Origin of the sequence: Streptomyces sp. NRRL S-350, from assembly GCF_000719705.1 — a bacterium.
Lineage (GTDB): Bacteria > Actinomycetota > Actinomycetes > Streptomycetales > Streptomycetaceae > Kitasatospora.
On the sequence record NZ_JOHO01000012.1, the window covers coordinates 91331 to 116960 of the forward strand.

The window sequence follows — 25630 nt, forward strand, 5'->3', positions numbered from 1 at the left end:
GACGAGGCGCCGCCCCTGACGGCCTAGGTCATCTCGACCTCCAGGCCAAGCCGTTCACCAGAGGTGATCTCGGCCGACAGCCTGCTCCTGACGATGCGGAGCACGGCGACACCCGAACGGATCAAGCCCTTGCTGGGGGCGATACACACGCGGGTGAATCCTGCGGGGCGGACCATGCCGCTGCGCAGGAAGATTTGGGGGAGGGGGCCTGTGCTGGCCGGGCGCGGCATGCAGCCGCGCGACATCGGCCGGCCGCTGTTGCGCCGATGGGCGTTCCAGCGGGTACGCTGAAGCACAGCGCGCACCTCCCAACTAGGTGTTCGCACGAGCCGGTGCAGTTCCCCGGCTCCCCGGCCCCGGGTGACCGAGACCGGCGGGACTTCCACAAATTCCCCGCCGCGGTTGCGACGGGGCCGAGCCTTTTCCTGGACCTTCACCGTTCAGCGGGTCTTCCACCTCCCGCCGCCAGTGACGGTCCGCGTCTGATCCTAAGCCCATCGCACACGGTGGCCGCCAAGCGTTTGCTTGCAACGCTGTGTGTCGCCTGCCTCCGAGCCGTGCCTGCTTCGAGCGGTCCGAAGCCGGGCGGTCTCGATCATGCCCGCCTGACGCTACAGCTATTCGCAAAAAGCAGCAAGGTTGGTGGGTCAGAAGGTGTACTGGAGCGCGTACAGGTGCCCAGCCTTCACCATCACGGTCACTTCGATCACGACCCCTTCCGCAGTCCGCACTACCCGGAAAGTCCGGAGAACCGGAACCAGCTCCCCCGGGAGCTGGAGAACCGCAAACTGCTCCTGCGTGGGAATGCAAGCTGTCACCACGTCGACGGTTCCCTTGGGCGCAGGCACGTAGCCCAGGCCGGCGAGCAACGTTGGCGTCCCGCCCTTGATCTTCCGGGTCTCCAGCAGGGGAGTCCCCTCTGCGATCGCCAGCGGGTAGTAGGAGTGCACCAGCTCGGCTGGCTGACCATCGAGGTGAAGCACCTGGCTCCGGCAGACCACGGGCGACGCCTCCGGGATGCCGAAGGCCGCCGCTACCTCGCGAGGCGCAGCAACCACGCCTACCTCGCGAAGCTCGCTAGTGGCCCGGTAGCCCTGGCCCTCAGCCTCCGTGATCCACCTGTACGTCTCACCCGGCTCGGCCGGTGCGGAGTAGGCCGCCGGAACCATGGTCTGGCGCGGCCTGGCCGTCACGGTGATGCTCGCGCCGGGGCGGCCCGTCACGAGATCCTCGGCCTTCAACAAGCCAACGGCTTTCTGGATCGTGGCGTTCGAGGCACCGAAGCGCTCGACGAGCTCAGCCGTCGAGGGCAGCTTCTTGCTGTCCCTGTCCCGCGGCAGTTCACCGGTGAAGATCTCATCCCGAAGATCCGCGGCGATGCGCTGGTGAATCGCCCGCGGATCCTCTCGGTCGCCCTTCCTCGGCTTTCCCTGGTCGCTGCTCACATCATCCCGTCCGTCCGCATCTCGTAGCGAAGGCGCTGGTGTAGCGCGGAAGCCACCATCACATCCACCTGCACCGGCTGGTCGTCGGCCGTCCTGCAGGTGCGGTACATGACCAGCACCCAGACGTTTTCCGGGAGCTTCAGTGCTTCACGTTCCGCCTCGGTGGCCGGCCGCGCTTCGATCTCTTCGACGATGCGGGGTGTGTCGATCCCGAGTTCGTGAAGAACCCGCGCCGGCCCGCCTTTGATCTTGGCAGGCCGGGCGAGCGCCGTCCCTGCCGCGATGTCCGCGCGGAAGTAGGAGTCGGTCAACTCCACCGTTCGGCCGTCAAGGTCCATGGCGCGGCGGCGAACGACCGCCCGCGCGCCGAGAAGCGTTGCGACGTACTCGGGGGCTTCGACCAGCCCCGTTTCAAGGACCCGATGCGTACCGCGCTGTCCCGCACTGGCCGCTTCCTGCGCCCAAGCCGCTCCCGGTGCCTGTGCACCGGCGTACTGCGACGAGCTGCTCGTCCACCCTGCTCCGGCCATGCGCCGCCCCCCAATCCTCGCTCCAACCTTGCTGGTTTCCAGATTAAGCCCAGGTCCTCGCCGGGGTGACCCAGAGAGAAGCTTGCTACCTTTCGCGAAAAGCAGTATGGTTCAGGTGTTGGACGAACCGAGCAGGAAGAAGCCCTGATGGAGACCGGGAAGCCGGTACCTGGGGATTCACCGGCGAGGAGCGTTGTGATCCGGCCCTGGGCATGTCCCGGCAGGGTCCGCCGCTGGAAGCCGGCACGTCAGCCCCAGCCGGAGCAGACGGTGTCGGTGAAGGAGGCAGCACTGCTCCTCGAGGTGCATCCCGCCACGATCTACCGCCTGATCAAGGCCGGAAAGCTGGCGCACACGCGCCGAGGCGCAGCGCCGCCGGCGGATGCCGGAACCGGCAAGCGCGGTGGAGGGATCAGGGTTCTGGTCTCCGCCATCGACCAGATGCGTCGGATCAGGCAGAGCGAAATCAACTGACCTGAGAACAAAGCGAGATGAAAACGAAGAGACCTCGGCTCCGCCTGGACAGCTGTCACCGAGGTCTCCGGAATCAACCCAAGGGAGTGATTCGCATGGACATCATGCACCAGGACCCCGCGGGCCCCCCGCCCGGGGATGCCACGTGGCTCGCGAACAGGATCGACAGCTGGAGCCAGAGCCAGGCCGAGGTCCAGAACATCCAGGACCAGATCGCCCAGCTCCAGGAGCAGCCGGTGGGGGGTGCGTCCTGATGGGCCTGCTCAACAGTGCGAAGTCGTACCTGGGATTCGGCTCCAGCCGATCCTCCACCTCCAGCTCGGGGACGACCACCCACACGGGTGGTTCGTCGTCCGGCGGCTGGCACTCCTACGACCCGGCGGCGGCGCTGCGCCAGCCGCGCGAGGTCCACCCCGCGCCCGCCGCGACCGACCACTTCGGCCGGCGCGTGTACAGCCCGGACCCGTACAGCCAGCCTGGCTCCGAGCAGCACACGGTGCGGAACTTCGGCCGCCCGTACACGACCGAGGACGGGGGTGCCCGATGACGCAAGAAGTGAGCATCTTCGCCCCCCTGGCCAACCAGGCCGATGAGGCGCTGCGCAGGGTCCGCGAGGACGCCGCCAAGAAGAACAGCGGCGGCTCCGGCGGCTCCGGCCAGTAGCTTCCCCCTCTCAGTCCCACCGGCAGTTCGGCTTCGCCTTCCCGCCGCCTGTCCCTCGGAACCGACCTGGCATGTACACGTCTGCCAGTGCGGCGCCGGGGGTGGTGCGGCGGGCCCCACGGGCCCCAGCACCTACCTCGCACCACCCCCGCACCCGGAGGGTCGGCCTGAAAACCACCTGAAGGAAGTGCTTGTTGCTTCACCTCAACTCCATAGCGTGCCAATAGAGATCAACACGAGTTTGGCCCCGGCGGTCGCGAGCGTGACGCCGCTCCGGGGTGCACCACCACCTTGTGACGTACGAACCTTCGGCTCGGGGCCCGCCTCCCCGTCATCCAGGCGAGCCCCACCCGGCTTCCGGCCGGGCGGGAAGCGGCCATCCCGACTCCCTGGCACGGAGGCGCGGCCGTCACGCACCCCACCGAAGCATTGGCTGCCGTCCAGGCCCCGGCCTGGACGGCAGCCAACTTCCCTTCAGGAAACCGGAGTTGCCCCGATCTGCCGCTGGCGGCGGGTGGGGGGAGTTCCGGAACCGACCACCGGCATCCCCTGGCGTGACCATCCCGCAGTCCCGGGCCGCCCGGGACCGCCCAACCCGAAGGACTCACCGTGCGAACCCGCCTCGCCCTGGTCCTGGCCGCCGCCATCGCGGCGGCCACCCTGACCGCCTGCTCCGAGCAGAGCCCGCAGACCTGCGACCAGCCCGCCGCCGCGGCGCAGCTGATCGCGAAGGCGTCGCCGTCCAAGACCTCGACGTCCGCGTCCCGGCCGGTGGCCGGGCTGAGCAAGACGCCGCCCGCGAGCGCGCCGTCGGCGAAGCCCACCGCGCCGACCGCGAAGCCGCCGAAGCCCGCGAAGACCAAGCACCACCACCACGACGACGACTGCGACGACTGATCTCCCGCACGCTCCGGGCTGCTCCGGCCGCCTGGCGCAGCGGACGCCGTCCCGCCCGGCCCGAGGCGGGAGCACATCCCAACCCGAAGACGAAGGAGAAGTTGCCATGGACTGGCGCCACCGCGCGGTGTGCCGCGAGGAGGACCCCGAGCTGTTCTTCCCGATCGGGAACAGCGGCCCGGCCCTGCTGCAGATCGAGGAGGCCAAGGCGGTCTGCCGCCGCTGCCCGGTTATGGAGCGCTGCCTGCAGTGGGCGCTGGAGACCGGCCAGGACGCCGGAGTCTGGGGCGGCATGAGCGAGGACGAGCGGCGGGCGATGAAGCGCCGCGCGGCCCGGAACCGGGCCCGGACGTCCGCCTGATGGCCGCCGCGACGAGCACCCCCGGTGCCCGGATCGGCCGGTTGGCGGAGCGGGGGTCGAAGGCCGCCGCGCACTTCGGACTGACCCAGCCCGACTGGGCCGAGGTCGGCCGGCGGATGCGGCGGCCGGGCCTGCGGGCCCTGACGCTGGCCGCCGCGATCCGGCTCGTGGCCGCCGCGGCCGACCTCGACCGCGCCCCCTGGACCCAGCTGGAGCGCCGGATGCTCGCCGTCGACCGGGCGGAGATCCGCCTGGTCCGGTACCTGCGCCTGTACGCCCTGCCCGTGCCGAGCTGCCGCGAGGGGCTGGCGCCGCAATCCGCGCGCCGCTTCGCGGCCAGGCTCGACGGCCACCTGCTCGACCTGGACACCACCCGCCGAGACGAGGGCGTGGCCACGCTCGCCCGGCTGGGCCTGGGCCTGGTCCACCACCTCGTCCACGCCACCAACCTGCCCGTCTGACCTCGGCCCGGGTGCCCCGGGCGATGACCGCTTGGAGGGTGCACCGTGCCCGAGAACTCCCAGTTGTTCTGGCTCCTGCTGTCGTGCGGCGTCCCGCCGGCCCTGTGGGGCGCAGCGATAGTGCTCGACCGCTTCTACTTCACCCCCTACCTGAACCGGCTCGACCGGGAGGAGGACTGCCATGAGTGACACGCCGATCAACCCCACCCGAGTCGACAAGGCCGGTGAGTGGGGCTCGGGGGACAAGCCGCCGCCGTTCTTCCCGCCGCCGTCGGGCGGCGGCGGCGGGGGAACGCCCCCGCCGCCGCCCAGTGCCCCGCCGCCCCCGCCGCCGTCGGGGCCCGACGGCCCGAACGGGCCGGAGCACCAGTGGTACGGCTCCGGCGGCGGTGGCGGCCTGGCTGCCGCCACGATCCCGAGGCAGGCCGCGCCCGCCGCCGCCCCGCCGGTCGTCCCCTCGATCAACGTCGTCCACCAGCACTTCTACGGCGCCCCGGCCGTGCCGGTCCGGGCGCCGCGGTTCTCTCTGCGGCGGGTGGTCACGTCAGGCACCGAGGCTCTCCGTGCGACGGGAGGCCTGGTTCTGGTCGCCGTCGTCTACAAGGCCGACGCCGGCTACTACGAGGGTGTCTGGGTGGCGGCCGGGCTGGCCGCGGTCGGCGAACTGGTCGCGCGGCTGAAGAACCAGTACGTCGGCTGGTTGGTGCGGGTCCTGACCTACGCCGTGATCGAGGCAAGCGTCCTGACGCCGGTCGGCCGGCACGCCGTCAGCTACCTGTTCACGGGGGTCTGACCATGAACCTGGCCGTCACCCCCGGGCAGCTGTCCATCGGCGGACTCGCCGTCTCGCTGGGCACCCTGCTGTTCGTCTCGATCCGCACTGTTCTGCGCTGGCGCCGCGAGGGCTTTCACCCGCCCGACTGGGCGAGCCTGCTCGTCTTCACCTCCGGTCTGCTGATGGGCCTGGTGTCCGCCCTGTGCGCCGGCGGCCTGCTGGCCCTCGCCGCGCACAACGTCGCCAAGGCCACCAACAAGGTCGGCAACACCGTCACCGGCCACGGCAGCGAACACCTCCTCGCCCCGGCGCAGCCCGCCGGGCTCCAGGCCGGCGGCGGCTTCGCCGTCTTCCTCCTGCTGCTCGTGCTGGTCGTGCTGTGGCGCTGCAGCGACTCCGCGCTGCGCCGCCGGATCGCACTCGGCGGCGTGATCGGCAGCTCCCTCGGCCTGGCCGGCGGCGTCGTCGGCGCGGCCTCGGTGACGGTGATCCCGTGGCTCAACGCCATCGGCGCGCCGTACCTCCAGAGCTGACCGTCCTTCCACCCGCTTCCGCCCGGCGTCGCCAAACGGCACTCCGGGCGGCAAAAGCCCTGCTCACTCAACCCTGATGGGAGATCAACATGTGGAACATCCCGGCGACCGGCCTCACGATGGGGGGCCTGCTCACCGGACTGGCCATCCCGGTCATCTACCTCAGCCGCTTCGGCGCGACCCACGTCAAGAACCGCAAGGCGGCTCTGAGGAACTCCACCGAGCTCGTCCCCGTGGTGCTCGGCATGGCCTACGGCACGTTCACCACCGCCACGACCGCGGGTCTGATCGGTGCCTTCACCGGCATCGTGACCTGGCTCGGCAACGGAGCGGGGAGCCTGGCGATGTGGGGGCTGGTCGGCGGGCACACGACGCTCAACGTCCGCTCCAACCCGCTGGAGCTCGACGGCGCGGGCGGTCTCGTCCTGCTCCTGGTGAGCATCGCGATCATCGCCGCGTGGAAGCCGGTCCCGGAGCAGGCCAAGAAGCGCATGAAGTGGGGCGTGGTCTCCGGCATCCTGCTCGGCCTGTCCGCGACGCTCGGTGGCGCGGTCGCCGCGACCATCATCCCCGCCGCGAACAGCGCAGGTGCCGCGATCGTCGGCGCCATCAACTAGCAGCATCCGGCCCGGATGCCACCGGCCGCCCACGACCCGCACCCGTTCCGACGGGACACGGGGCGTGGACGGCCGCGACCACCCGGACCAACCCACCCCGACCCCAACCCCTTTGGAGGAGGACCGTGAGCAGCACGCCCGCGCGGATCGTCTACGACCCCGAGTTCGTCGACGACGACCCCGCCGACCAGCAGCAGACCACCGACAACGAGCAGCCGCGGCCGAGCCGGGCCACCGGGGTGCTGGCCTACCTCGCCGACGGCCTGCGCCGTCAGGCGTCCACCACCCGCGCGGGCCTGCGCGTCATCCGGGAGGAGCGCGGAACCTGGCTGAAGGCCTGCAACTTGACCGACGACCACCTCCACTCCCTCTACCTCAACAGCCGCCACAAGACGTGGAAGGACGAGCAGACGGCGGAGGTCAACCGGCTCACGGCGAAGGCCAAGGAGCTGGAGGAGCAGGCGGGGAAGGTCGTCGCCGCGGTCAAGGGCGACGGCACCAACCCCAAGGAGTACCTGGAGGCCCAGAACGCGGCCGGTGTGCTCCTGGTCGAGGCCGCGGCGTGGCGGGCCGCCGCCAAGGAGATGGAGGAGCGCCCCTACACCGGCCACCGGCAGCCGACGGCCGCCGACCTCGCCAACCACCGCCGCCGGGTGAGCAACCGGCGCCGGTGGGCGACCGCTGCGCTCGGCCTGGTCGTCGGCTTCGCCGAGCTCGAGATCGGTGGCTTGCTGATGCCGTCGCTGACCGCCGGGGGCGTCCTGGCCGCGGCGTGGGCCAAGGGCCGCCTCGACTGGCGCTCCTCCGACCCCGAGGTCAAGCCCCTCAACTACGAGCCCGGCGCGCCCGCTGCCGACCAGCCCTCCGCGCAGCATGCGGCGGCTGCGGCGCCCGGCCCGCAGGCCCAGGCCGGTCCGTCGTCGGCTGGCCCGGGTGCGCAGGGCACGGCGGCCGGCCCCCGGCCCGGTGCCGAGGGGCAGGCCGGCCCCGTGCCGCCGGACTTCACCAAGCCGCCCTTCCAGGAGCAGCCGGACGAGCTGCCCGAGGAGGTCGTCCTGCTGAACGCGGCGCTCACCGCGGCCGGTCTGCTGCCCCAGCCGAAGCGGGGTCGGGAGCCGCTGAGCGTGCAGGTCGTCACCCGGCCCGACTACGGGATCGGCAACGGCTACACGGTGACCGTCGACCTGCCGCCCGGCGGCGGGAAGCTGGTGCGGCACGTCCTGGCCAAGGCCGACGTCGTCGCCGCGGAGCTGTCGATCCCCACCACTCAACTCGCGATCCGCGAGGTCCCGGCCGCCGAGGGCGGCCACGGGCGCCGCATGAACGTGTGGGTGGCGGAGGAGGACCCGTACCTGGCCGTCGGCCACGCGCAGAGCCTGCTCGCCGACGCCGACTTCTGGGACTTCTGGTACGGCGTCCCGTTCGGCCAGACGATCCTGGCCGAACGCCGCGACCTGCCGACCCAGTTCGCCGGCGGGTTCACGAGCATGTTCTTCAGCGGGATGATGAGGTTCGGCAAAACCTTCGCCATGCGGATCGCCGTCGCCGCCGCACTGCTCGACCCGGGCGTGCGGCTCTACCTGGCCAACGCCAAGCGCGGCGCGGACTGGCGCAGCGCCAAGAAGGTGGCGCACCGCTTCACCGAGGGCCTGGGCGAGCAGGAGCTGCTGCAGTTCGAGGCCATGCTCGACGAGCTGACCGAGGACATGGAGCAGCGCTACGCCGATCTCGGACAGCTGGACATCTCCCTGGTGCCCGAGGGCCGCCTCACCCCGGAGCTGGCGCGCAAGCACGGCTTCCCGATCCTGCTGTGCGTGATCGACGAGCTGCAGATGTACCTGCTCGCGATGTCGCCTAAGCGCCGGGAACGAGTCCTCTCCCGGCTGAAGAACCTGCTGCGCGGCGGCCCGGCGGCCGGCGTCTTCCTCGTCTGCGGCACCCAGCGGCCCGACGGCGAGGAAGTTCCGACGGGATTCCGCGACATGTTCGGGGTGCGGGTCTCGGTGCGCTGCCCCGACAAGCGCAGCAGCCGCATGTGCCTGGGCGACCTCGCCAGCGACGCCGGCGCCGACGCCTCCGTGCTGACGGAGGATCACGTCGCCATCGCCGTCATCGCCGTCGGCCACCACTGGCAAATCGTCTCCACGGACTACCTGACCAGCGTCGAATTCGACGCCGTGTGCGAGCGCGCCCGCGCGCAGCGGGAGCAGGCCGGAACGCTGTCCGGCGACGCGGCCGGCGACTACCGGCAGCTGGAGTCCGAAGCCGTCCGCGCGGTGCGGGCCTGCCTGACCGCGCTCGATGAACTGGGCACCGATCGCGCCACGCTCGCCCTGCTAGCCCGGCACATCGGCGGTGAGGGCGAGGGCGACTACGACGAGGACCACCCCGACGCCAGCCCCGGCGAGTTCGCCGGCATCGACGCGGACGAGCTGCGCCAGCTGCTGAAGGACGCAGGCTGCGGCAACACCGTCTCCCTCGGGGCCGTCGAGGGCCAGCGGAACGCCAGCGGCTACAAGCGCGAAGCCCTGGAGAAGGCCCTGGAGAAGGCCAAGACCGCCCGCGAGAAGCGCTGACCCTAGTTCAGCCAGCCAGGGGTGCCCCGCCGCAGCGTCGGCCGGGCACCCCTGGCCTTTCTGCCCGCATCGACGGGCTCCGGTTCACCGACCACCCCTTCCACCCCCCAGACGGGAGAGCACCGCCATGACCCGCACCCGCAACCGCACCCGCCCCGCCCCGAGCACGCCGAAGGCGGCCACCCGCTCCAGTCCCGCCGTCACGCAGCAGGACCCCTCCCCGCCGCTTCCCGACACGGAGGCGATCCTGGCCGACGCCCGCCAGCAGGCCGACCAGGTCCTCGCCGAGGCCGAGGCGAGCGCCACCGGGCTGCTGGCCCGCGCCGAGGCGACCGCCGCCGCGCACCTGGCCACCACCGCCCGGTGGACCGAGGAGGCGAAGCACCTGCGCGCCGAGGCCGACGAGGCTGCGGAGCGCCTGACCGGCGCCGCCAACCTGCAGGCCGATCAGATCCTGGCCGAGGCACAGAAGAAGGCCGACCAGGTTCTCTTCGAGGCGAAGGACGCCGCCCGGATCGAGCGCGAGAAGTCCACCGCCGAGGCCGAGGCGCAGGCTGACCAGCTGGTCGAGGACGCCACCCAGCGCGCCAGCGAGCTGCTCGCCGAGGCGACGAGCGCGGCCGACACGGTCCGCACCCAGGCCGCCGCCGAAGCCGCGTCCCTGGTCGCCGAGGCCGAGCGGCGGGCCCGCGCCGCGGCCGAGACCATCACGGAGGAGGCCGACGCGCAGGCCCGGCGGCTGCTGGCCGACGCCGAGCGCGCGGCCAAGCAGGCCACCGCCAAGGGCGCCGACGACCTCGCCGACCTCCAGGGGCGGATCGAGGCCGCCAACCGGTACCTGGAGACGGTCCGATCGCGTACCGCCGAGGCCCGCGCCGAGGCCGACGACCTGGTCGCCGACCGCCGCCGCCAGGCCGACGAGATCCACCGCACCGCCGTCACCGCCGCCGAGACCGCGCTGACCGAGGCGGCCCAGGCAGCCGAGACGATCCGCACCACGGCCGCCGAGACCGCCCGGCAGATGGTGGCGGAGGCCGACGCCCAGGCCAACCAGGCCCGGCAGGACGCCGAGGAGAACCGCGAGCGCCTCACCGAGGCCGCCCGCCGCGAGGCCGACGGCATCCGCGAGGAGGCGGCCGAAGCGGCCCAGCTGCTCCGGGAGGAGGTGGCCGCCGAGGCGCACGAGATCCGGGAGGAGGCGGCCCGCGAGGCCGCCGAGATCCGCGAGCGCGGCACCGAGGCGGTCCAGCGGTTGCGCGAGCAGGCGGAGGCCACGATCGCGGAGGAGCTCCGCAAGGCCGCTGCCGCCCGGGGCCGGGCCGAGTCCGAGTCCGAGCGCGCGATCAACACGGCCAAGCGCGAGGCGGACCGGATCCTGGCCGACGCCGACAACCGCGTCGAGGAGGCGGACCGCCACGTCCGCGAGGCCGCTGCGGCCGTCAAGGCGCTGCGGCAGGAGCAGCAGCGCCGGGAAGCCGCCGAGGCCGCACGGCGACAGGGCAAGATCCGCAAGGCATGGCGCTGGGGCCAGGAGCAGGTGCCCGCCTTCCTGCGGACCACCGTCCTGGTGGCCGGCATCGCCTACACCGCCCAGCGCGAGCACCAGCTCGCCGCGATGTCCGGCGTGAACGACGCGCTCGCCTGGCTGATCGCGGTGTGCGTCGACGCCTGGGTGCTCGCTTCCGCGCGCAGCAAGGTGCATAAGGAGATGGCAATCGCGCTCGGGGTCATGGCCACCTGCCAGGTCGCCGCGATCCTCGCCGACTTCCACCTGCTCGGCACCACGCAGAACAGTGACGGACAGTGGCGAGTCCACTGGGCGGTCGCCGTTCCGCTCGCCCTGGTCGTGCCGGTGGTCATCTGGCGCGTGCACGCCCTCATGGACCACGCCAAGGACGGGCGGGGCGGCGCTCACGGCGAGCAGAGGCCGCCCGCGGCCCCGGGCGGTCCGCTCGTCGACGGACCTGACGCCGGGCACGACGACCTCCCCTCGCGCCCGCAGGCGAGCGTGGAGAATCTGCCCAACGCTCAGGCGGTGCTGCTCCCCGCGCAGGCCGCTCACGGCGAGCGCTCACATGAGCGGGCTATTTCCGCAGGTGAGGGGCCTGCCAGCGCTCACCCTGAGCTTCCCGCGAGCGCGGGCGGACCGGTCGACGCCCACGGTGCCCAGGTGATGAGCGACGCCGCGCTCATGCTCGCCCGCAAGGCTGCGGTCCGCCCACTGTACGACGCCCTCCAAGGGCGCCCGACTGCGAAGCAGATCTACGCGACGCTCTTCGCCAAGGGTCTGGTGACCGGTACCGAGGAGTCCGCGCGCAACACCTGCCAGCGGGTGCGCGACGCGATCGAGACCGACGAGCCGCACCTGAAGCCCGTGAGCGCCGGTCGCTCTCGGTAACGGGAAATGCTCGGCCCCCGGGATGTTGGAGCCACCCCGGGGGCCAGCGCCCGAAGGCGCGCGGGCCGGTCTCGTCCCCGGCCCGGTCACCATCCTCGCCCACCGCTCACCGCGGGCACACACCCCCGCCCGGTCGCTCAGCCCGGCCACCGGCACCGAACCTGCCGCCCGGCAGCCGGTCGGGCAGGGATTCGGTGCCGGTGACCGGCCCGGCCGACCGGCCGGAGCCACCCCGAGGAGGACCACGTCATGCAGTACAACTCCACCCAACCGGAGGCCGTCACGGCCCGTCCCGCCAAGCTGCGGCCGGACACCTATGTCCTCTACCGCGACGTCGACCAGCTGCTGGTCGGCGGCGACGAGCACACCCGCATGTGCCGGGTCCTGGACGACCGCGGCTACGCCCCGGCGGGCAAGCTGCTGCTCTTCGACCTCATCTCCCAGAGGGTCATCCAGTACGCCACGGCCGACTTCGTCCGGCCCTTCGACCCCGCCGAGTTCATGGCCGACATCGACACCGCGCCGCTGAACGCCACCGGCGAGCACGGCCTGATCCTGAGCGCCGCCGCTGCCTGGCTGGTCACCCACGGTGGTCGCCTCGCGGGAAGCGTGGTGCTGGGCGAACTGCCGCCTGCCCAGTCCTGACGGACCAGCGGGCCCCGCCGCGCGTGCCGGAATGGACCGGGTCCGCGCGGCGGGGGCCGGCAACCTCCTACAGCCGCCTGATCCAAGGGCCGGCCACACCTTCGGCCTTCACCTCCTTGCCCTGCTGCATCCCAGGTCAGAGCCGTATTCGGCTTGCTCTCAGGCTGCTCAGGCCCTGCTCTCGACCTGCTCAGCCACGAAGCCTCCCAGCAGGCCAAGAGCAACCCCAAAGCAGGTCGAGAGCAGCCCGACAGGCCCTCCCCGATCGGCCCCGGACGCCCCGTCGAGCGGTGACGCCGGCGGCCCCCGAAGACTCGGGCCGGCCGTCGCTGCGCAGCCCCCGCCACACCTAATTCGGCTACACAACGTTACGACCCGAGGGCAGTCGGGCCGCGAACGCGGCCTGCCGGACGGCCCCTTTCCGGGCCGCCGAGACCAGCCGAAATCCAACCGACCCGCCCCTCTGAGAGGCCCCCGACCAACGATGACCCAGCCCGAAATCCACCCGCCGACCAACCCCGCCGACCGCGAGCGGGAGCTCTCCCGAGCCGCCCTCGACGCCGCACTCGGCGACCTCCACGGGCAGTTCGCCACCACCTGGCCCCCCTTCCGGGACGCTCTGCGGAACACCTACCGCTACCGCCGGGTGTTCCTGCGCTCCGCCCGCACCGAGTACCTCGCCCGCCAGCGCCGCCGGGCCGCCGAGAAGATGCGCTGGCGTGACCGGCCCCGGTGGCTGGCCGGTCGCCTGTTGGTGCTGGCCGTCTTCCTCACCTTCGTCGCCGCCTACGTCGACCTCGAGTGGCACGGCGACGTCCTCGCCCACCTCGTCGTACCGGCCACCGCAGGCGCCTGGCTCCTCCTGCAGCGGCTGCTGCGCCGCTCCCGGCAGCCCACTCTGCGGCGCCTGGCCCGCTTCACCGGCCGGGGCTGGTTCTTCGCCCTTTTCCTGACCGCCGTGATCGAGGCGTGCCTGTGGCCCGGCGGCATCCTCGCCGGACTGCTCGGCACCTGAGCAGTCCGGCGCCCGAGCCACCCTCAACCACCACCGCCATGAACGGAACCGCCATGTCCACCGCCCTCACCGTCGCCACCGCCCTTGCCACCCGCGCCACCGACCTCGCCCAGCGCCAATCGCCCAGCGCCTTCACCATCGGCATCGACTTCGACCAGGTCATCCACGACGACTTCGACGGATGGCGCGACGGCGCCATCTACGGGCCGCCGATCCCCGGCGCGATCGAGGCCCTCCACCGGCTGCTCAGGGCCGGCTGGAGCCTGTTCGTGATGACGGCCCGCCACCCCCGGCAACACGAGGCCATCGCCCAGTGGCTGCGCGAATACCTCCATTGGGAGGTCATCGTCGACGACCAGGACCCCGAGCGCGCCTACTGGCACGGCCCCGAACTGCTCGTCACCTCCAGGAAGTTCGGCGCCCTGGCCTACATCGACGACAAGGCCCTGCCGTTCCAGAGCTGGGAGACGGTGCTGGAGGGCCTGCCCGCCCGGCCCGACACCTCCGCCCGGACGGCCGGTACCGCCGCGGCCGTCCCCGCCGCGGACACCGCCGTGCCCGCCTGGTTCGCCGACGCCGACGCGACCTACCAGCAGCAGCGCGCGGAACAGGACGCCGACACCCACACCGCCCTTCGCCACCAGGCCGACCAGATCAACACCCTGCTCGACAAGCTCGGCATCAGCCCCGTCCGGCGCTCCGAGGTCGGCCGGGGCCTGTTCCTGGTGCCCGCCCTGCTGCTACAAGCCGCGGAAGACGGCAACGGAAACGAGGTCCAGGCCACCTGGGACACCAGGTTCGAGCACGTCGCGCTCGCCGTCCGGGAAGCCGAGGACCTGCCGACCGGCACCGCGCGGATCGTCGGAGCCCTCTCCGACCTGGCGGACATCGCCAAGGCCCGCTACGCCCCCGTCCCGCCGGCCCGCCCCGCCGCCGGGACGGACCCGCGCGCCATCGCGCTCGCGGCGCTCACCCGCCGCGTCGACGCCGACTGCCTCTCGCCGGACGCCTACGCCGTCACCACCGCCATCAACGGCTTGACCGCCGCGATCGTCCTGGCCACCAGCAGCGCCGGCACGCAGTCCTGATCCGGCCGGGCGATCACGCTGCTCGTCACGTCCCTGGCCCTGCAGATCGGGCCGACGGACGTGAGGGGCGGCGCGGCCGTCCGGCCGGATCAGAACCGCTGCCCGCCAGGGGAGCGGCATCAGGAAGGAAGAACACCATGGGTCTCCACTGGGGCACCACGACAGGCCACGTGAGCTGCACCGCCAGCCAAGCCTTCGCCGAGGCGCTGCGCTCGGCCGGAATCGGCGACAGCGCCACCGTCAAGAGGTTCCTGACCGCCCTCGAAGGCGACTGGACCGGCGACCACTTCTTCCTCAGCGCCGGCGAGGCGCAGGAGATTCACAACACGCTCCGCGAGGTCCGGCTCGGCGCCGAGTGGAGTGGCCTGCTCGAAGAGCTGGCGCTGGACGCCCAGCAGGCCGCCGACGCCGGCGGCTGGAGGATCGAGTGACCCCCGCCGACCGGGGCGCAGCAGGAGACGAGCCCGCCACCGACCCGCTCGCGGCCCAGGCCGAAGAAGCAGAGGAGCGGGGCCAGTTCAGGGAGGCTGCCCGCCTCTACGACGAACTCGCCCAGCGCCGCCGGGCCGAGTTCGGCCCGTACGATCCGCGGACCCTGGACGCCTTCGAGGCGATGGCCCGCGTGATCGCCGGGGGCTAGCAGGCCGAGCCGGGGCCCAACCGCTCAGCAGCACCCGAGCTCTCGCCAGACACACACCGCCCACCCCTGACGGGGGGTCCGGCCGCTTCGCCGACTCCCAGCCCGCAACGTGGCGCCGCCGTTCGGTCGTCCAGTCGGCCGGACGGCGGCGCCACGCCCTTCGACACCAGCCTGGAGACGTTGATGACCGCCGCTACCGACCCGTTCCAGCGCGCCGACCTGGTCGGCGACGAGAGCACCGAGTGGGCGCTGTGGATGAGCGCCACCGGCCAGCATCGGCCGATGCCCGACCAGGGCACCGCGCTGATCACCGCGGCCCAGCACGCCGCGCTCGCCGCCCTCGCCGATGCCGAGGATGGCGGCGGCCCGGTGGGGCACGCCGTCGTCCTGCACAACGGCCGCGTGTGGGTCCCCGAGTACCGGATCTCCATCGGCGCGGTGAGGCCGCGCTTGTCCTGGTCGGCCCACTGCACCGTGTGCGGGCGCGAGTTCGAGGACGAGGACTACTGCGGCTGGGCCAGCATCGACACGAGCATCCAGGTCGCCGTCGCGAGCGGCTGGAGCGAGCCCGTGCCCGGCAGACCGATCTGCGACGCCGAGGACCGCGCCCACAGCGCTGCCCGCACCGGTGGATCCGGTCCAACCCCCGTCGCGCCGGTCCCCGGCCAGGTGCCACTGCCCGGCCTACCTTCCGCACCGGCGGCCTGACGGTCCGGATGACCACGCTGCGCACCGCACGGCCCCCGCCCACGTGAGCGGGCGACGCGCGGTGCGGGGCGCGGCCATCCGGACCGGAACCCGCGACAGAAGAGGACCGCCACCGTGCCCTCCACGACCCACTACCTGGCCACCCGCCCCGACGGCACCGTGCCCGCCGGCCCGGGCAGCACGATCCCGATCAACCTCCTCACCCCGGACGCGAACGGCATCGTCCGCCACCCCAACCCGGGCGCCCCCGGCACCTGGTGGTCCGGGGAGCACCTCACCCTCACCCTCACCACCGCCGCGGGCGAAGCCCTCGAAGGGCGGACCTGGCCGGTGCGGCTGTTCGCCGTCGAGCCGGTCGGCGAGAGCGCCCCCGGGGGCCCGGGCTACCGGCACCAGGTCCGAACCCGGGCGCTGCGCGTGGTCGAGGAGACCGACGCCCGGCTCGCGCTCGGTCCCCGCGCCGCCCAGGTCCTCGTCCTCATCGAGGAGCTGCCCGAGCTCGCCCACCGTTGGGCGAGCCGCTACGCCGCCGACCCGGCGGCCGGCCACGAGGCGTACGAGACGTGGCGGTTGTGCACCCACCACGGGCACACCAGCGCCGTGAACGCCCGGGCCCGGGCGGCCGACGCCGCCCGCCGCTCGCGCCGCGACGCCGCCCTGAGCGCCGTACGGCAGCTGGCCGTCGACGCCGCCTTGCCGGCCGCCGAGGAGTTCGGCCCCCGCGCCGCCCACTACGCCGCCATGCGCGCCTCCGCCCGCGCCGACGCCGCGCTTCTGGAGGACCGCCTCACCGACTACGTGCTGCTCGCGCTGCGCGGCCACAGCCTCGACCGGCCCCGGACCGCCGCCTGACCGCTCCGCCCCGGGCGCCGCCCGAGCACCCGGGGCCCTCTTCCCCGATCACCGACACCGGCGCTCAGCGCCGAACTACCCGAGGAACCCCATGAACCCGAACCGCCCCGCCCCGGAGCACCCGCTGCCGTCCGGCGAAGACATCCACACCTACTTCGGCCTGTCCTACGCCGACTCCCTCGTCCTGCGCAGGGCGTTCCTGGAGGCCATGCCGCCCGGCTGGCAGGCGCTGTTCGTACAGCTCCTGCGCGAGTACGACGAGGCCTTCGCGCACCTGCCCCAGCCCGAGGTCTACAAGGTCACCGCCGCGACCGAACACATCGTCGGCGAGCTCGGCGACACCCAGCTGGCCGCCGCCGGGATCACCTGCGACCGCTACGGCGGCCTGACCCCGCCCACCGACCTGGACCCGGAGGAACTGGACGCCTGGGAAGACGAACACCGGCTCCCCGAGGGGGTCTACCACCAGGACGGCGTCGAGCTCGACCCGCACAGCCGGGTGCTGCTGCCCGCCGCCGACCCGGTCCCCCACTACCGCACCAGCCCCCGCCCCACCCCCCAGACCCCGGAGCTCGACCCGCTGCTGCTGGACGAGGCGCACCGGCTCCTCGCCTACGAGGACCTCGCCCGCGCCAACAGCGCCCTCACCGCCGCCAGCAGCGCCCTCGGTGCCAGGCTCGTCCAGGGCGTGCCCGCGGGTACGGTACGGAACCTGCTCGACCTCGCCTGCGCCACGGCCGCCGCCGGCCTCCAGCTGGAGGGCACCGACTACCCGCGCGCCCACGTCCTCGCCCAGCTGGCCACCGGGATGGAGGCGCAGCGGTGATCGGGACGAAGCAGACCCTGGCCGCGTTCGGCCTGCCCGACCCCAGCTTGGTCCTGATCATCGGCTGCTCCGGCTCCGGCAAGTCGGCTCTGGCCGGAGCGTTCGACGACGACGACGTGCTCAGCTCCGACCGGCTGCGCGGCCTGGTCTCCGGCGACCGCGGCAACCAGCTGGCCGACCTGCCCGCGTGGGCCTACCTGCACTCCCTGCTGGAGGAGCGGATGCTGCGCTCCCTCAGCACCGTGGTGGACGCCACCAACGCGCTCAAGGAGCACCGGGCCGAGCTGATCCGCCGGGCGCAGCAGCGCGGTGTGCCGGTGGCCGCGATCGTGGCGGATACGCCGTTGCTGGTGGCGCTGGCGCGCAATGCGCGCCGGCCGCCCGGGCCGAGGGTGCCCGAGGCCGTCGTCGTCGAGCAGCACGAGCGGATCACCGCCGCGCTGACGGACCTGAAGAGCGAGGGCATCGACCACGTCCGCACCCTCTCCTCGCTTCCGCTGCTGACCGTCCTGCTGCGCCGCACGGCGGTGGGGGAGGGAAATCCGGTGGAGGTGGACGTCGAGGCCCGGCACGTGTTCGGGGCGGATCTCGCCCGCCTGTTCGTCTGGGAGGAACGGAACCGCGACGGTGTCACGCCGGGCCGCCTGTCCTTGGGGAGCGAGGGGCTGGAGCTGCGGCACCGGGCGGGTGGCGAGCCGGGCGACGGCGGGTTCGAGGCGCTGGCGAACTGCGAAGCGGGCTGCCCCGATCCGGCCTGGGTGCCCGTGCGCGGGGCGGGCGACCTGCTCGCCGTACACGAGGGCGCACCCCGCGACGAGCCGCGCTGCGAGGCGTGCAACCCCTTCTGACCAGCAGTGGGCTTGCCATCAAGGTGGGCGAGCCCATCACCTTGACGGCCTGTCGGGCTCCCCAATTGGGGAGCCCGACAGGCCGTTGCCCAGTCGTTATCCCGAGCGCTCCCGGCATCAAGCGATCCATCAAGGAATGCCGGGTTCACTACGTCACCAGCTCGCACCCGCAGCCGGACGCGAGCACAACCAGAACGCGAGGAGCACCCACCGATGAGCACCGAGGCCTTCACCGTGCCCGAGGCCACCCTGCCGGTCGACCCCACCGACGGCGACCCGCAGGACGTCGCCGACACCCTCGCCGTCATGGCCGCCTGCTGCGCGCCATTCGACGTCGTCGTCGCGGGTCAGCGCATCCGCTACCAGCCCGAGGCGAACCTGCGGACCGAGGCCCTCGCCGCCGCCGCTGCCCGCGAGGCCTACCCGGACAACCCGTCCGTGCCCCGTCTGTCCAGGCAGGCGGCGATCGCCTACCACCTGTGGATGCAGAGCGATCTTGCCGACCGCTGCCACCCCGGCATCGTCGCCGCGGAGACCCTGCGCGAGCGGCAGTTCGAGGCGGTGCTGTTCGAGGCGGTGATGCTGGACATCGTCGCCCTGCAGTCCGGGACGGACATCCACAGCCCGACCGAGTGCGCGCAGCTCGCCAACCGTCTGCGCGAGCTGCGCGGCCTGGACGCGCTGCACCATCAGGAGGCCCGGGTGTGGCTCCGCTCGGCCTACGCGGACTGGCTGCGAAACGGCCCGCACTCCGTCGAGTGCCCGGGAGGGTGCCAGGGGTCGGGCGAGGTTCGGGTGGCCTTGGCCGGGCGAGAGGAGAACGGTGCGCAGCTCAACCTGGAACCGTTGGGGTGCCGACGCGGCGAGCTGCTGCCCGGCCACCCGGCGGACTGCCTCTGCCACGGCACCGGGTTCGTCCGCGAGCGCGGCGAGCGCCAGCTGTGCCTGGGCCTCATCGGCGAGCTGCCGTTGGGCCCCGTCGGCACCGGCCGCTGATTCCGGCAGAGCATGAACGCAGAAGGCCCGCCACCGTCCCCGGTGGCGGGCCTTCTGTCGTTGTACGGCCAGCACGCCGAACGCAGCTGCGGCGGCTCGCCACCCGGCAACCGGGTGCACCGCAGACGCGCGCCCGGGAGCAGCAGGAAGGTGCGGGACCCCTTCTTCGGGAGTCCCGCACCTTCGTTGTCCGCGTCCGGTGCCGATGGGTCAGATCAGCCCCGCGGGCAGGGCGAGCGCGAGGAGAACCAGCGAGACGACGGTGATGTCCACCGCACGGCGCAGCAGGACGTACTTCGCGCGGGCAATACCCGACAGGGCGAGGATGCGGCCAGCGGGGTCGGGTGCCGCGAGGTCCGCGTCGAGGCTGGCGCGGTCGCATCCGGCCCAGTGGACCCAGGTGCCGGGCGCGGCGGGTGCCAGGCGGGGGCGGACGACGGACAGGGCGACGGTCATGGCGAGGACCAAGCCGGCACCGCCGGTGACCACGAGGACGGCGGCGAGCGGCGAGAGGTCGTGTCCGGGTACGACGGCAACGAGGACGGCGAAGGGCAGGGCCAGGGCCGTCAACAGGGCACCGGCCTTCCCGTCCGTTCTGGCCACCTCGGCGGTGACGGCCTTGTCGGCGGCGGCGTACTGGGCGGCGGTGGCGCTCGGCGCCGACGGCTGTTCGGGGATGTCGGCCGCGTTGGGCTCGGTCTGCGTACTGGTCGTGGGTTGCATGGTTCCCTCCCGAGGTGCCCGCCGCCGGAGCGACGGGGCAAGGGCGTGCCGACGGTCGGCCCGCCCGGTTCGCCTCCGGCCAGCCACCGACCGGAGGGTATGGGCCTAACGGGTGTTCAGGCGGTATCTGCTGGCGATCTCTTGCGGGTCCGCCACAGGTGGTGTGATCGGTCGGGGGCTGGCGCGTGGGGGCCGTCCTGCCCAGACCCGTCGGCCCTGGTGTGGTCGGGCGTCGGATCGGGGCTACCGGCGGCGGGCCGCCTCCCACAGGTCCCGATACGGGCTCTCGCCGCAGATGCGCTGAGCCTCGACGCAGGCCTTCGCCATCGCGGTCCGCACGGCGATCTCGTCGGTGCCGCGGGCGGAGGCTTCGGTCAGCGCACTGGAGCCGGGCCGATGCTCGACGCGCGCAACCCCCGGCTGGTTGGTGTAGCGGTCCCGCTCGAAGTCCCAGGCGAACGACCAGCGTTCGGAGCGACTGAGCCACGTCTCCAGCTCTCGGCCGTCCGGCGACCACGCGCGCGGCCCCAGGGCGAGGATGCGCACCCGGGCGGGCACCGCCTGCCGGATCGCCAGCAGTACGCCGGGTCCGTGCTGCTGCCAGCGCTCCCGGGGCCAGACCTCGACGACCGCCGGGCGGTCGCGGTCCTCGGCCCACTGCTGCGTGAGGGCCTCGGCGTGCTCCTGTCGGGCGAAGGGGATCTTCTCGGCGACGGATGAGGTCGTGCTGCCGAGCAGCGCGACGTACACCGGGCTTCCGTCATGACCGGTCATCTCGTTCTCCTGATCTTTCGGGCTCGAGTGTGTTGGGCGCCTGTCCGGCCGCTACTGGCCGGACGGGCTGAGCAGGGTCTGGGCGGTGAGCGCGCGACGGCGCTCGTGCTCGGTGTCCAACTCGGTGCGCAGCCGGGCGGCCTCCACGGCCGGGTCCGACAGCGGGGTCAGGCGCTGCTCCCCGGGCACGGTCTCGGCGTAGACGGCGAACTGTCCCTGATCCGGGACCGGCACGGCGTAGCACGCCTGCGCCGCCTCTTCCCAGGCCGAGATGGCCTTGTGGGCCTTGTCGTGGGCGACGATCCAGGAGTGGTGGGCGGCCTGGAAGTTGGGTGTGGTGGACAGGGCGCTCCAGGTGACCTCGACCTGGTGGAGGGCGCGGTCCCGTTCGGCGCGGGCCTCGCTCTCGGCAGGGAGCAGCTCCACGAGGGTGTTGTGCCAGCGCAGCGGGAAGTACAGGTCCATGACCAGCCGGGTCGCCTGGGACTGCTCCTGCTGGCTGCCACCTCGCGCCGCGATGTCGTGGTGGAGGCGTCGGATCTGGTCCATGTGGGTGTCGGCGGTGCCGGTGATGCCCTGGTATTCGATCTTCTGGAACACGGTGGTCTCCTGTGTCCGGTCACGGGCGTCGATCCCGTGGGAGTCGAGGTCGGTGTAGATCGTCTGGCGGGTGGTGCGGGCCGCCTCGGCGAGCGCCGCGATGTTGCGGTTGCCTGCGCGCCAGGCGCGGGCGACGAGATCCGCCCGGACCTCGCCGGGCGGTTTGGCCCCCCACGCTCGCAATTCCGCCATCGTCTGGTCACGTGGAGTACTCATGCCTCCAGGTTGTGTCTAATCACTAGACATGTCAATTCATTAGACACATGGTGGCCGAGAAGCTTCCCTCCCCGGCGCGATCGCGTTCCCGGAGGCGGCGACGGGTGTCTGCGGCATGGTGCAAGATCGTCGCTATGGGTTCGATCGTCGATGCGGTGTTGCTCGGGTGGTGGTGGCCGCTCGCGGTCTCAGTGGCGGTGGTGGCCGTAGAACATCGGCGCCGCGACGCCGCGCCCGACCGGGCCCGCGAGTATGCCGACATCGCCAAGGCCGTCCTCGCGCTCTCCGCTCCCGCGTTCTGGCTGCTGGCCACCGGGCGGCAGGACGAGATGGCCGGGCAGCTCATCATGGCGGTCTTGGTCGCGCTGCTCGGCTACGGAGGCGCTGGATCGGTGGTCGACTACGTCCGAGGCCGGCGGCGCCCGTGAGAACTGGGCCTCCCTGGCCGGTTGGCACCAGACGCTCCCCTGCCGCGAGCGGCTACCGGGCACCTGCCGCATGGTCCACAATGCGAGCGGGAGACCACTGGTAGCGAGGAGCCGAGCATGGGGTGGAAGGACGCGGCAGCCGCTGCCGAACGTGCCCTGGAGAACCGCGAGGCAAGGCACCCCGACCCCTACCTGGAGCTCCTCCGCCTTGGGGTGCAGCACACCGACGAGGACCTCCAGGTCACCCTCATCGTCCCCGGCGCGATCGTCACAGGCACGATCGTCACGCTCGACCAGTGGGAGCGCTTGATGCTCAAGCAGCTCAAGCAGCAGTCGAGCGCGTTGCGCAACGTCGCCGGAGGAGCGATGGGGGCGCTGGACGACCGGGCGAGTGAGCAGAACCGGCCCCGGCCGGACGAGGACAGCCCCTTCATCCACCTGCGGGACGCGACCTACCGGGCCGGCGGCGCCGAGGTGCCCCTGCCCACCTGGCGCGGGCCCGTCGCCGGACTCGTCGGCTGGACGGTCGGCACCCCCGGCTAGAACTCCCGGAAATCGGGCTGGCTCCGTCGGTGACGACCGCTAGCATGCGCACAGGTCGGTCGTGGGCCGAGCAGCAGCCCACGACCGATCAGTCTCCGGCGTACAGCCCTGCCCGGCCGGGTAACCCCCGTCGCGCCGGAACTCCTCGACGTGAAAGGGCCTCTGACGTGACGGCCAACCTCGACAAGCCCCCGTCCGTGGAGGCCGTGGCGCGACCGGCCTTCGACCCCGCCCTGCCCGAGTCGGTCGTGCACATGGTCGCTGACCTGGCCGACGCCGTTCCGCAGTTGCTCGCCGACGACAGCACTGAGACCCTCACCGTCTCGAGCACCGAGGGCCGCTTCATCCTGGGCAAGTCCTTCAAGGCCGTGGTGTCCGGCGTCATCGTCAGCGCCGGAACTTGGCTGGCAGAACACCTTCTCGGGCAACCCCTGGCGGCTCCCGACACCGACCTCGGCCACCGCACGGAGCAGATCGACACCCTGGCGCGCTCCGCCCTCGACCTGCTCCAGACCGGCGGCGCGACCGTCGCCGCCGCCGGCGCGTGCTGCGCCGTTGTCGCGGTCGGCTTCCAGGCGTCGCAGAACCGCCGGATGAACAAGGCTCTCGGACAGGCCCGCGGGCATTACGTCCACCCGAGCTGGCTCAGCGCCGACGCCGTCCAGCTCCTCAGCCGGGCGCAGCAGGCCGCCGACACCGTCCTGTGCTCCCGGCTGCACACGCAGGACATGGAGGGCCTGGGCGCCGCGAACCGCGTGCAGCTGCCGGAGCGGATCTGGTCCATCGCCCAGTCCCTGCACCGCTTCAGCCGGGCGCAGGCCGCCAGCACCCGGGCGGACGGCGCCGATGGGGCGACGACGATCCAGGAGCTGCTGGAGGGGGAGCAGGTCGCACTGGCCACGGTGCGCTCCGCCCTCGAGGAGCAAGTCCTCGCGCTGGAGGCGTACGCCAGCCGGGCGCAGGAGGTCGACCGGATCGCGGCCGAGCGCAGGGCCGTGGAGCAGGTGGAAGCGCGCAGCGAGGCGCTCATGGACCTGGTTGCCGAGACGGCGGCGTCCACGCTCGCGGTCGGCGAGATCAACCCGCTGACCGAGAAGGCCTCTGCGGTGGCCGCCTCCCTCGCCGAGGCGCTGTCGGCGGCCAAGGACGCCGCGACTGCCGCTCTGCCGCCCGGTAGGTAGCGAGAAGAGCGTCCTGCTTCAGCGTGCAACCCACACCGGGCAGTCGGCGGTGTGCCGCGTGAGCATCAGGACTGTGCCGCCGTCCATCACGCTCGTGGTCAGCGTCGCCGCGCAGCAGGCGGGCTGACCTTTGGCCAGCGTCGTCTGCGGGGCACGCCCGCCGACGGAGCCGTTCGGTGAGGGCTGCGGCATCGGGCTGGCGCCGAAGCGGGCCTGCCGCCGCCGGTGGAGGACTGCTCGTCGTCGGGCCATGGCGACACCCTGCCCGCTGGAGCCGCTTCGCGGTCGACGGCGGCGGGCGACACGCCGGACACGGCTGCGCGCTGGCAGGCCCGGGCGCCGGTCACCAAGGGCGGGGCCGCGGGTCCCTGCGGGGCACTCCGCCGTGGTGGTACCGGATGACCGCCTGGGCCAGGGCGTGCTCGGCCTGCCGCAGGCGTACGTCCTCCATGGACCCCTCGGACTTCGCCCAGTCCGGCAACGGCCGGTCGGGGAGCAGGGTGGTGAACGTCTGCCCGAGCTCCGCGATCCGCACGTCCCACTCGGTCAGCGCGTGCCGGAGGGTGCGCACCAGGAGGTCGACCGCCGCGACCGGGTCCGCGCCGTCCCCGCGGGCCTCCGTGGCCGCCTCCGCCAGCACGTCCTCGTCCAGGTCGCTGAAGAGATCGCGAAGTTCGGCGGTGTGCCGCAGGTGCCGTTCGAGGCCGTCCCGCAGGTCGCCACCCGGTGGCACCGCGGCTTCCTCGCAGGTCAACTGATGGCCGACTGTGGGCGGCTGACCCCGCCGCTGGCCAGCCAGGGTGACTAGCACTCGTTCCGCCTGGGGGCCCAACGGCACCCGGCGTCGACTGCCGCGCCCACTGGAGATCGTGCTGCTCATGCCTGGTCCAACGCGCGAACGCCTGAGCCGGCTACGGGAAGGCGGGGAAGGAGGTCGCCGGACCAGCCCCATCGGGCCCGGCCGCCCGGTGCCCCGCTGTGGACGGGCGGCGCGGGCCGAAGGTGGTCGTCAAGGGGCGGCGAGACGGGACTCCCGGCTGGCCGGTTTCGTCGACGAAACTGCCGCAGCCCCAGACGTCCGCATGTCTTTTCGAGCAAGAAAAGACATTGGACAGGTGATGCCGCGCTCACATAGAGTGCTCTCACTGTCTTTCTCTCGATGCTGAGACTATGGAGTGTGCGTGTTCCTGACGACGGCTCAGGCGGGGAAGGCCCTGGGATGCTCGGGTCCGACCCTCAGAAAGCTGCTGGCCGCCGGGGTAGTCCCCGGCGCCTTCCCCGCTGGTCGTATGACCGTCATCCCAACAGACGCGGTCGAGCAGCTCCGGTCACGGGAGCGAGCCGACCTGGGCGCTCTGCGGCGACCCGAAATCGCGGTGCTGCGAGTGGGCAGTGGCGAACGCGTGGAAGAGCCCGACCGGGCATGGATCGGATTCCACGTCGACCGCTCCGAGCACGAGCTGCTTGCTGCCCTGTCCGGCTGGTGGCGCTGCGACCCGGCCCGGGTGGCGGCTGGCGGGGTCCTGCCAGTGACGATCGCCGGTTTCGTAGTCGCCGTGCTGTCCGGACTCGACGAGTGGGTCGCCGATGGCACCGGGACCTCCCTGCGCTACCGCTTCACCGGTGCCCGCCTGGCCGGATACCTGACCGACCTCACCGCTCCGGTTAATCGCATCACCACCGCACCGGCCGGCACCGACGACCGGCGCCTGGCCGACCTGCTGCTCGGCACCCGTCTGGCGTCCCAGTCGAGCGGGCCGATTGCCTATGTCAGCACCCGCACCACCACCGACCAGCCCACCGAAGGGGAGTGAAAC

The 25630-nt window shown here is 72.5% G+C and carries 34 protein-coding genes; 26 read left to right on the forward strand and 8 right to left on the reverse strand.

Annotated elements, in window-relative coordinates; all coding sequences use genetic code 11:
* Window positions 1–23: 23 nt before the first annotated feature.
* The 3 genes from IF30_RS0114590 to IF30_RS0114600 form a co-directional block, all read right to left on the reverse strand.
* Window positions 24–296 carry a hypothetical protein gene (locus IF30_RS0114590; protein WP_158835029.1) on the reverse strand — a complete coding sequence of 91 codons (273 nt, stop codon included), beginning with the start codon at window positions 294–296 and terminating at the stop codon, window positions 24–26.
* Between the two features lie 351 nt (window positions 297–647).
* Window positions 648–1445, reverse strand: coding sequence for a GntR family transcriptional regulator (locus IF30_RS0114595; RefSeq protein WP_030237342.1), 798 nt, complete (start codon window positions 1443–1445; stop codon window positions 648–650).
* Window positions 1442–1975 (reverse strand): UTRA domain-containing protein, encoded by a 534-nt coding sequence (locus IF30_RS0114600; RefSeq protein ID WP_030237345.1) that lies wholly within the window; start codon window positions 1973–1975, stop codon window positions 1442–1444. The genes IF30_RS0114595 and IF30_RS0114600 overlap by 4 nt, the downstream gene beginning before the upstream one ends.
* A 270-nt stretch (window positions 1976–2245) precedes the next feature.
* Here IF30_RS0114600 and IF30_RS47770 point away from each other — a divergent pair, with 270 nt between their 5' ends.
* The 22 genes from IF30_RS47770 to IF30_RS0114720 all read left to right on the forward strand — a co-directional run bounded on the left by IF30_RS47770 (window position 2246) and on the right by IF30_RS0114720 (window position 19348).
* The gene (locus IF30_RS47770) at window positions 2246–2449 is read left to right on the forward strand and encodes a helix-turn-helix domain-containing protein (RefSeq protein ID WP_030237347.1); all 204 of its coding nucleotides are present in this window, start codon (window positions 2246–2248) and stop codon (window positions 2447–2449) included.
* Between the two features lie 95 nt (window positions 2450–2544).
* Window positions 2545–2703, forward strand: a complete 159-nt coding sequence (locus tag IF30_RS47775) for a hypothetical protein (protein ID WP_158835040.1) — start codon at window positions 2545–2547, stop codon at window positions 2701–2703.
* A complete protein-coding gene (locus IF30_RS0114615; protein ID WP_030237350.1) occupies window positions 2703–2996 on the forward strand; it encodes a hypothetical protein in 294 nt (97 codons plus the stop codon). Before IF30_RS47775 ends, IF30_RS0114615 begins: the two co-directional genes overlap by 1 nt.
* Window positions 2997–3721: 725 nt before the next feature.
* Entirely contained in the window at window positions 3722–4009 is a 288-nt protein-coding gene (locus IF30_RS0114625; RefSeq protein ID WP_030237353.1) for a hypothetical protein, read from the forward strand.
* 106 nt (window positions 4010–4115) lie between these two features.
* Window positions 4116–4370: a WhiB family transcriptional regulator gene (locus IF30_RS0114630; RefSeq protein WP_030237355.1), complete on the forward strand. Its 255-nt coding sequence runs from the start codon at window positions 4116–4118 to the stop codon at window positions 4368–4370.
* Window positions 4370–4831 carry a hypothetical protein gene (locus IF30_RS0114635; RefSeq protein ID WP_030237356.1) on the forward strand — a complete coding sequence of 154 codons (462 nt, stop codon included), beginning with the start codon at window positions 4370–4372 and terminating at the stop codon, window positions 4829–4831. Before IF30_RS0114630 ends, IF30_RS0114635 begins: the two co-directional genes overlap by 1 nt.
* Window positions 4832–4876: 45 nt before the next feature.
* Window positions 4877–5020: a hypothetical protein gene (locus IF30_RS47780; protein WP_158835043.1), complete on the forward strand. Its 144-nt coding sequence runs from the start codon at window positions 4877–4879 to the stop codon at window positions 5018–5020.
* Window positions 5013–5624 (forward strand): hypothetical protein, encoded by a 612-nt coding sequence (locus tag IF30_RS0114645; protein WP_030237358.1) that lies wholly within the window; start codon window positions 5013–5015, stop codon window positions 5622–5624. Before IF30_RS47780 ends, IF30_RS0114645 begins: the two co-directional genes overlap by 8 nt.
* Window positions 5625–5626: 2 nt before the next feature.
* Window positions 5627–6139: a hypothetical protein gene (locus tag IF30_RS0114650; RefSeq protein ID WP_030237360.1), complete on the forward strand. Its 513-nt coding sequence runs from the start codon at window positions 5627–5629 to the stop codon at window positions 6137–6139.
* An 89-nt stretch (window positions 6140–6228) separates the two neighbouring features.
* Window positions 6229–6756 (forward strand): hypothetical protein, encoded by a 528-nt coding sequence (locus IF30_RS0114655; protein WP_030237361.1) that lies wholly within the window; start codon window positions 6229–6231, stop codon window positions 6754–6756.
* Window positions 6757–6881: 125 nt separating this feature from the next.
* Window positions 6882–9332: a hypothetical protein gene (locus tag IF30_RS43565; RefSeq protein ID WP_051710296.1), complete on the forward strand. Its 2451-nt coding sequence runs from the start codon at window positions 6882–6884 to the stop codon at window positions 9330–9332.
* A 127-nt stretch (window positions 9333–9459) separates the two neighbouring features.
* The gene (locus tag IF30_RS0114670) at window positions 9460–11730 is read left to right on the forward strand and encodes a hypothetical protein (RefSeq protein ID WP_030237367.1); all 2271 of its coding nucleotides are present in this window, start codon (window positions 9460–9462) and stop codon (window positions 11728–11730) included.
* A 249-nt stretch (window positions 11731–11979) separates the two neighbouring features.
* A complete protein-coding gene (locus IF30_RS0114675; protein ID WP_030237369.1) occupies window positions 11980–12375 on the forward strand; it encodes a hypothetical protein in 396 nt (131 codons plus the stop codon).
* 484 nt (window positions 12376–12859) lie between these two features.
* Window positions 12860–13390, forward strand: a complete 531-nt coding sequence (locus IF30_RS41485) for a hypothetical protein (RefSeq protein WP_037899997.1) — start codon at window positions 12860–12862, stop codon at window positions 13388–13390.
* 38 nt (window positions 13391–13428) lie between these two features.
* Window positions 13429–14478, forward strand: a complete 1050-nt coding sequence (locus IF30_RS0114685; protein WP_158835046.1) for a hypothetical protein — start codon at window positions 13429–13431, stop codon at window positions 14476–14478.
* A 137-nt stretch (window positions 14479–14615) separates the two neighbouring features.
* The gene (locus IF30_RS0114690) at window positions 14616–14909 is read left to right on the forward strand and encodes a hypothetical protein (RefSeq protein ID WP_030237375.1); all 294 of its coding nucleotides are present in this window, start codon (window positions 14616–14618) and stop codon (window positions 14907–14909) included.
* Complete coding sequence (locus tag IF30_RS0114695) at window positions 14906–15118, forward strand: hypothetical protein (protein ID WP_030237377.1); 213 nt, start codon at window positions 14906–14908, stop codon at window positions 15116–15118. Before IF30_RS0114690 ends, IF30_RS0114695 begins: the two co-directional genes overlap by 4 nt.
* Before the next feature lie 183 nt (window positions 15119–15301).
* Complete coding sequence (locus tag IF30_RS0114700; protein ID WP_030237380.1) at window positions 15302–15826, forward strand: hypothetical protein; 525 nt, start codon at window positions 15302–15304, stop codon at window positions 15824–15826.
* A gap of 114 nt (window positions 15827–15940) precedes the next feature.
* On the forward strand, window positions 15941–16678 hold the full coding sequence (locus IF30_RS0114705; RefSeq protein WP_030237383.1) for a hypothetical protein: 738 nt from the start codon (window positions 15941–15943) through the stop codon (window positions 16676–16678).
* 91 nt (window positions 16679–16769) lie between these two features.
* A complete protein-coding gene (locus tag IF30_RS47785; protein ID WP_030237384.1) occupies window positions 16770–17504 on the forward strand; it encodes a hypothetical protein in 735 nt (244 codons plus the stop codon).
* Entirely contained in the window at window positions 17501–18352 is an 852-nt protein-coding gene (locus tag IF30_RS47790) for an AAA family ATPase (RefSeq protein ID WP_051710299.1), read from the forward strand. Before IF30_RS47785 ends, IF30_RS47790 begins: the two co-directional genes overlap by 4 nt.
* Before the next feature lie 213 nt (window positions 18353–18565).
* Entirely contained in the window at window positions 18566–19348 is a 783-nt protein-coding gene (locus IF30_RS0114720; RefSeq protein WP_030237389.1) for a hypothetical protein, read from the forward strand.
* A 210-nt stretch (window positions 19349–19558) separates the two neighbouring features.
* Here IF30_RS0114720 and IF30_RS46670 read toward each other — a convergent pair whose 3' ends face one another.
* The 3 genes from IF30_RS46670 to IF30_RS43570 form a co-directional block, all read right to left on the reverse strand.
* Complete coding sequence (locus IF30_RS46670) at window positions 19559–20071, reverse strand: Pycsar system effector family protein (protein WP_234322701.1); 513 nt, start codon at window positions 20069–20071, stop codon at window positions 19559–19561.
* Window positions 20072–20314: 243 nt separating this feature from the next.
* Window positions 20315–20845 carry a hypothetical protein gene (locus IF30_RS46675; RefSeq protein WP_030237394.1) on the reverse strand — a complete coding sequence of 177 codons (531 nt, stop codon included), beginning with the start codon at window positions 20843–20845 and terminating at the stop codon, window positions 20315–20317.
* A 51-nt stretch (window positions 20846–20896) separates the two neighbouring features.
* Window positions 20897–21661: a hypothetical protein gene (locus IF30_RS43570; RefSeq protein ID WP_158835049.1), complete on the reverse strand. Its 765-nt coding sequence runs from the start codon at window positions 21659–21661 to the stop codon at window positions 20897–20899.
* Between the two features lie 134 nt (window positions 21662–21795).
* Here IF30_RS43570 and IF30_RS0114740 point away from each other — a divergent pair, with 134 nt between their 5' ends.
* From IF30_RS0114740 to IF30_RS0114750, 3 genes are all read left to right on the forward strand, one after another.
* Window positions 21796–22089, forward strand: coding sequence for a hypothetical protein (locus tag IF30_RS0114740; RefSeq protein WP_158835052.1), 294 nt, complete (start codon window positions 21796–21798; stop codon window positions 22087–22089).
* Between the two features lie 117 nt (window positions 22090–22206).
* Window positions 22207–22632, forward strand: a complete 426-nt coding sequence (locus tag IF30_RS0114745; RefSeq protein ID WP_030237402.1) for a hypothetical protein — start codon at window positions 22207–22209, stop codon at window positions 22630–22632.
* A gap of 167 nt (window positions 22633–22799) precedes the next feature.
* Window positions 22800–23813, forward strand: coding sequence for a hypothetical protein (locus IF30_RS0114750; RefSeq protein ID WP_030237404.1), 1014 nt, complete (start codon window positions 22800–22802; stop codon window positions 23811–23813).
* A gap of 18 nt (window positions 23814–23831) precedes the next feature.
* Here the strand turns inward: IF30_RS0114750 and IF30_RS47795 are convergent, their stop codons facing one another.
* Window positions 23832–24065 carry a hypothetical protein gene (locus IF30_RS47795; RefSeq protein WP_158835055.1) on the reverse strand — a complete coding sequence of 78 codons (234 nt, stop codon included), beginning with the start codon at window positions 24063–24065 and terminating at the stop codon, window positions 23832–23834.
* A 91-nt stretch (window positions 24066–24156) separates the two neighbouring features.
* Window positions 24157–24546, reverse strand: coding sequence for a hypothetical protein (locus IF30_RS0114755; protein WP_030237407.1), 390 nt, complete (start codon window positions 24544–24546; stop codon window positions 24157–24159).
* Window positions 24547–24994: 448 nt separating this feature from the next.
* Here IF30_RS0114755 and IF30_RS48635 point away from each other — a divergent pair, with 448 nt between their 5' ends.
* Window positions 24995–25627 carry a hypothetical protein gene (locus IF30_RS48635; protein ID WP_030237410.1) on the forward strand — a complete coding sequence of 211 codons (633 nt, stop codon included), beginning with the start codon at window positions 24995–24997 and terminating at the stop codon, window positions 25625–25627.
* Window positions 25628–25630 lie beyond the last annotated feature (3 nt).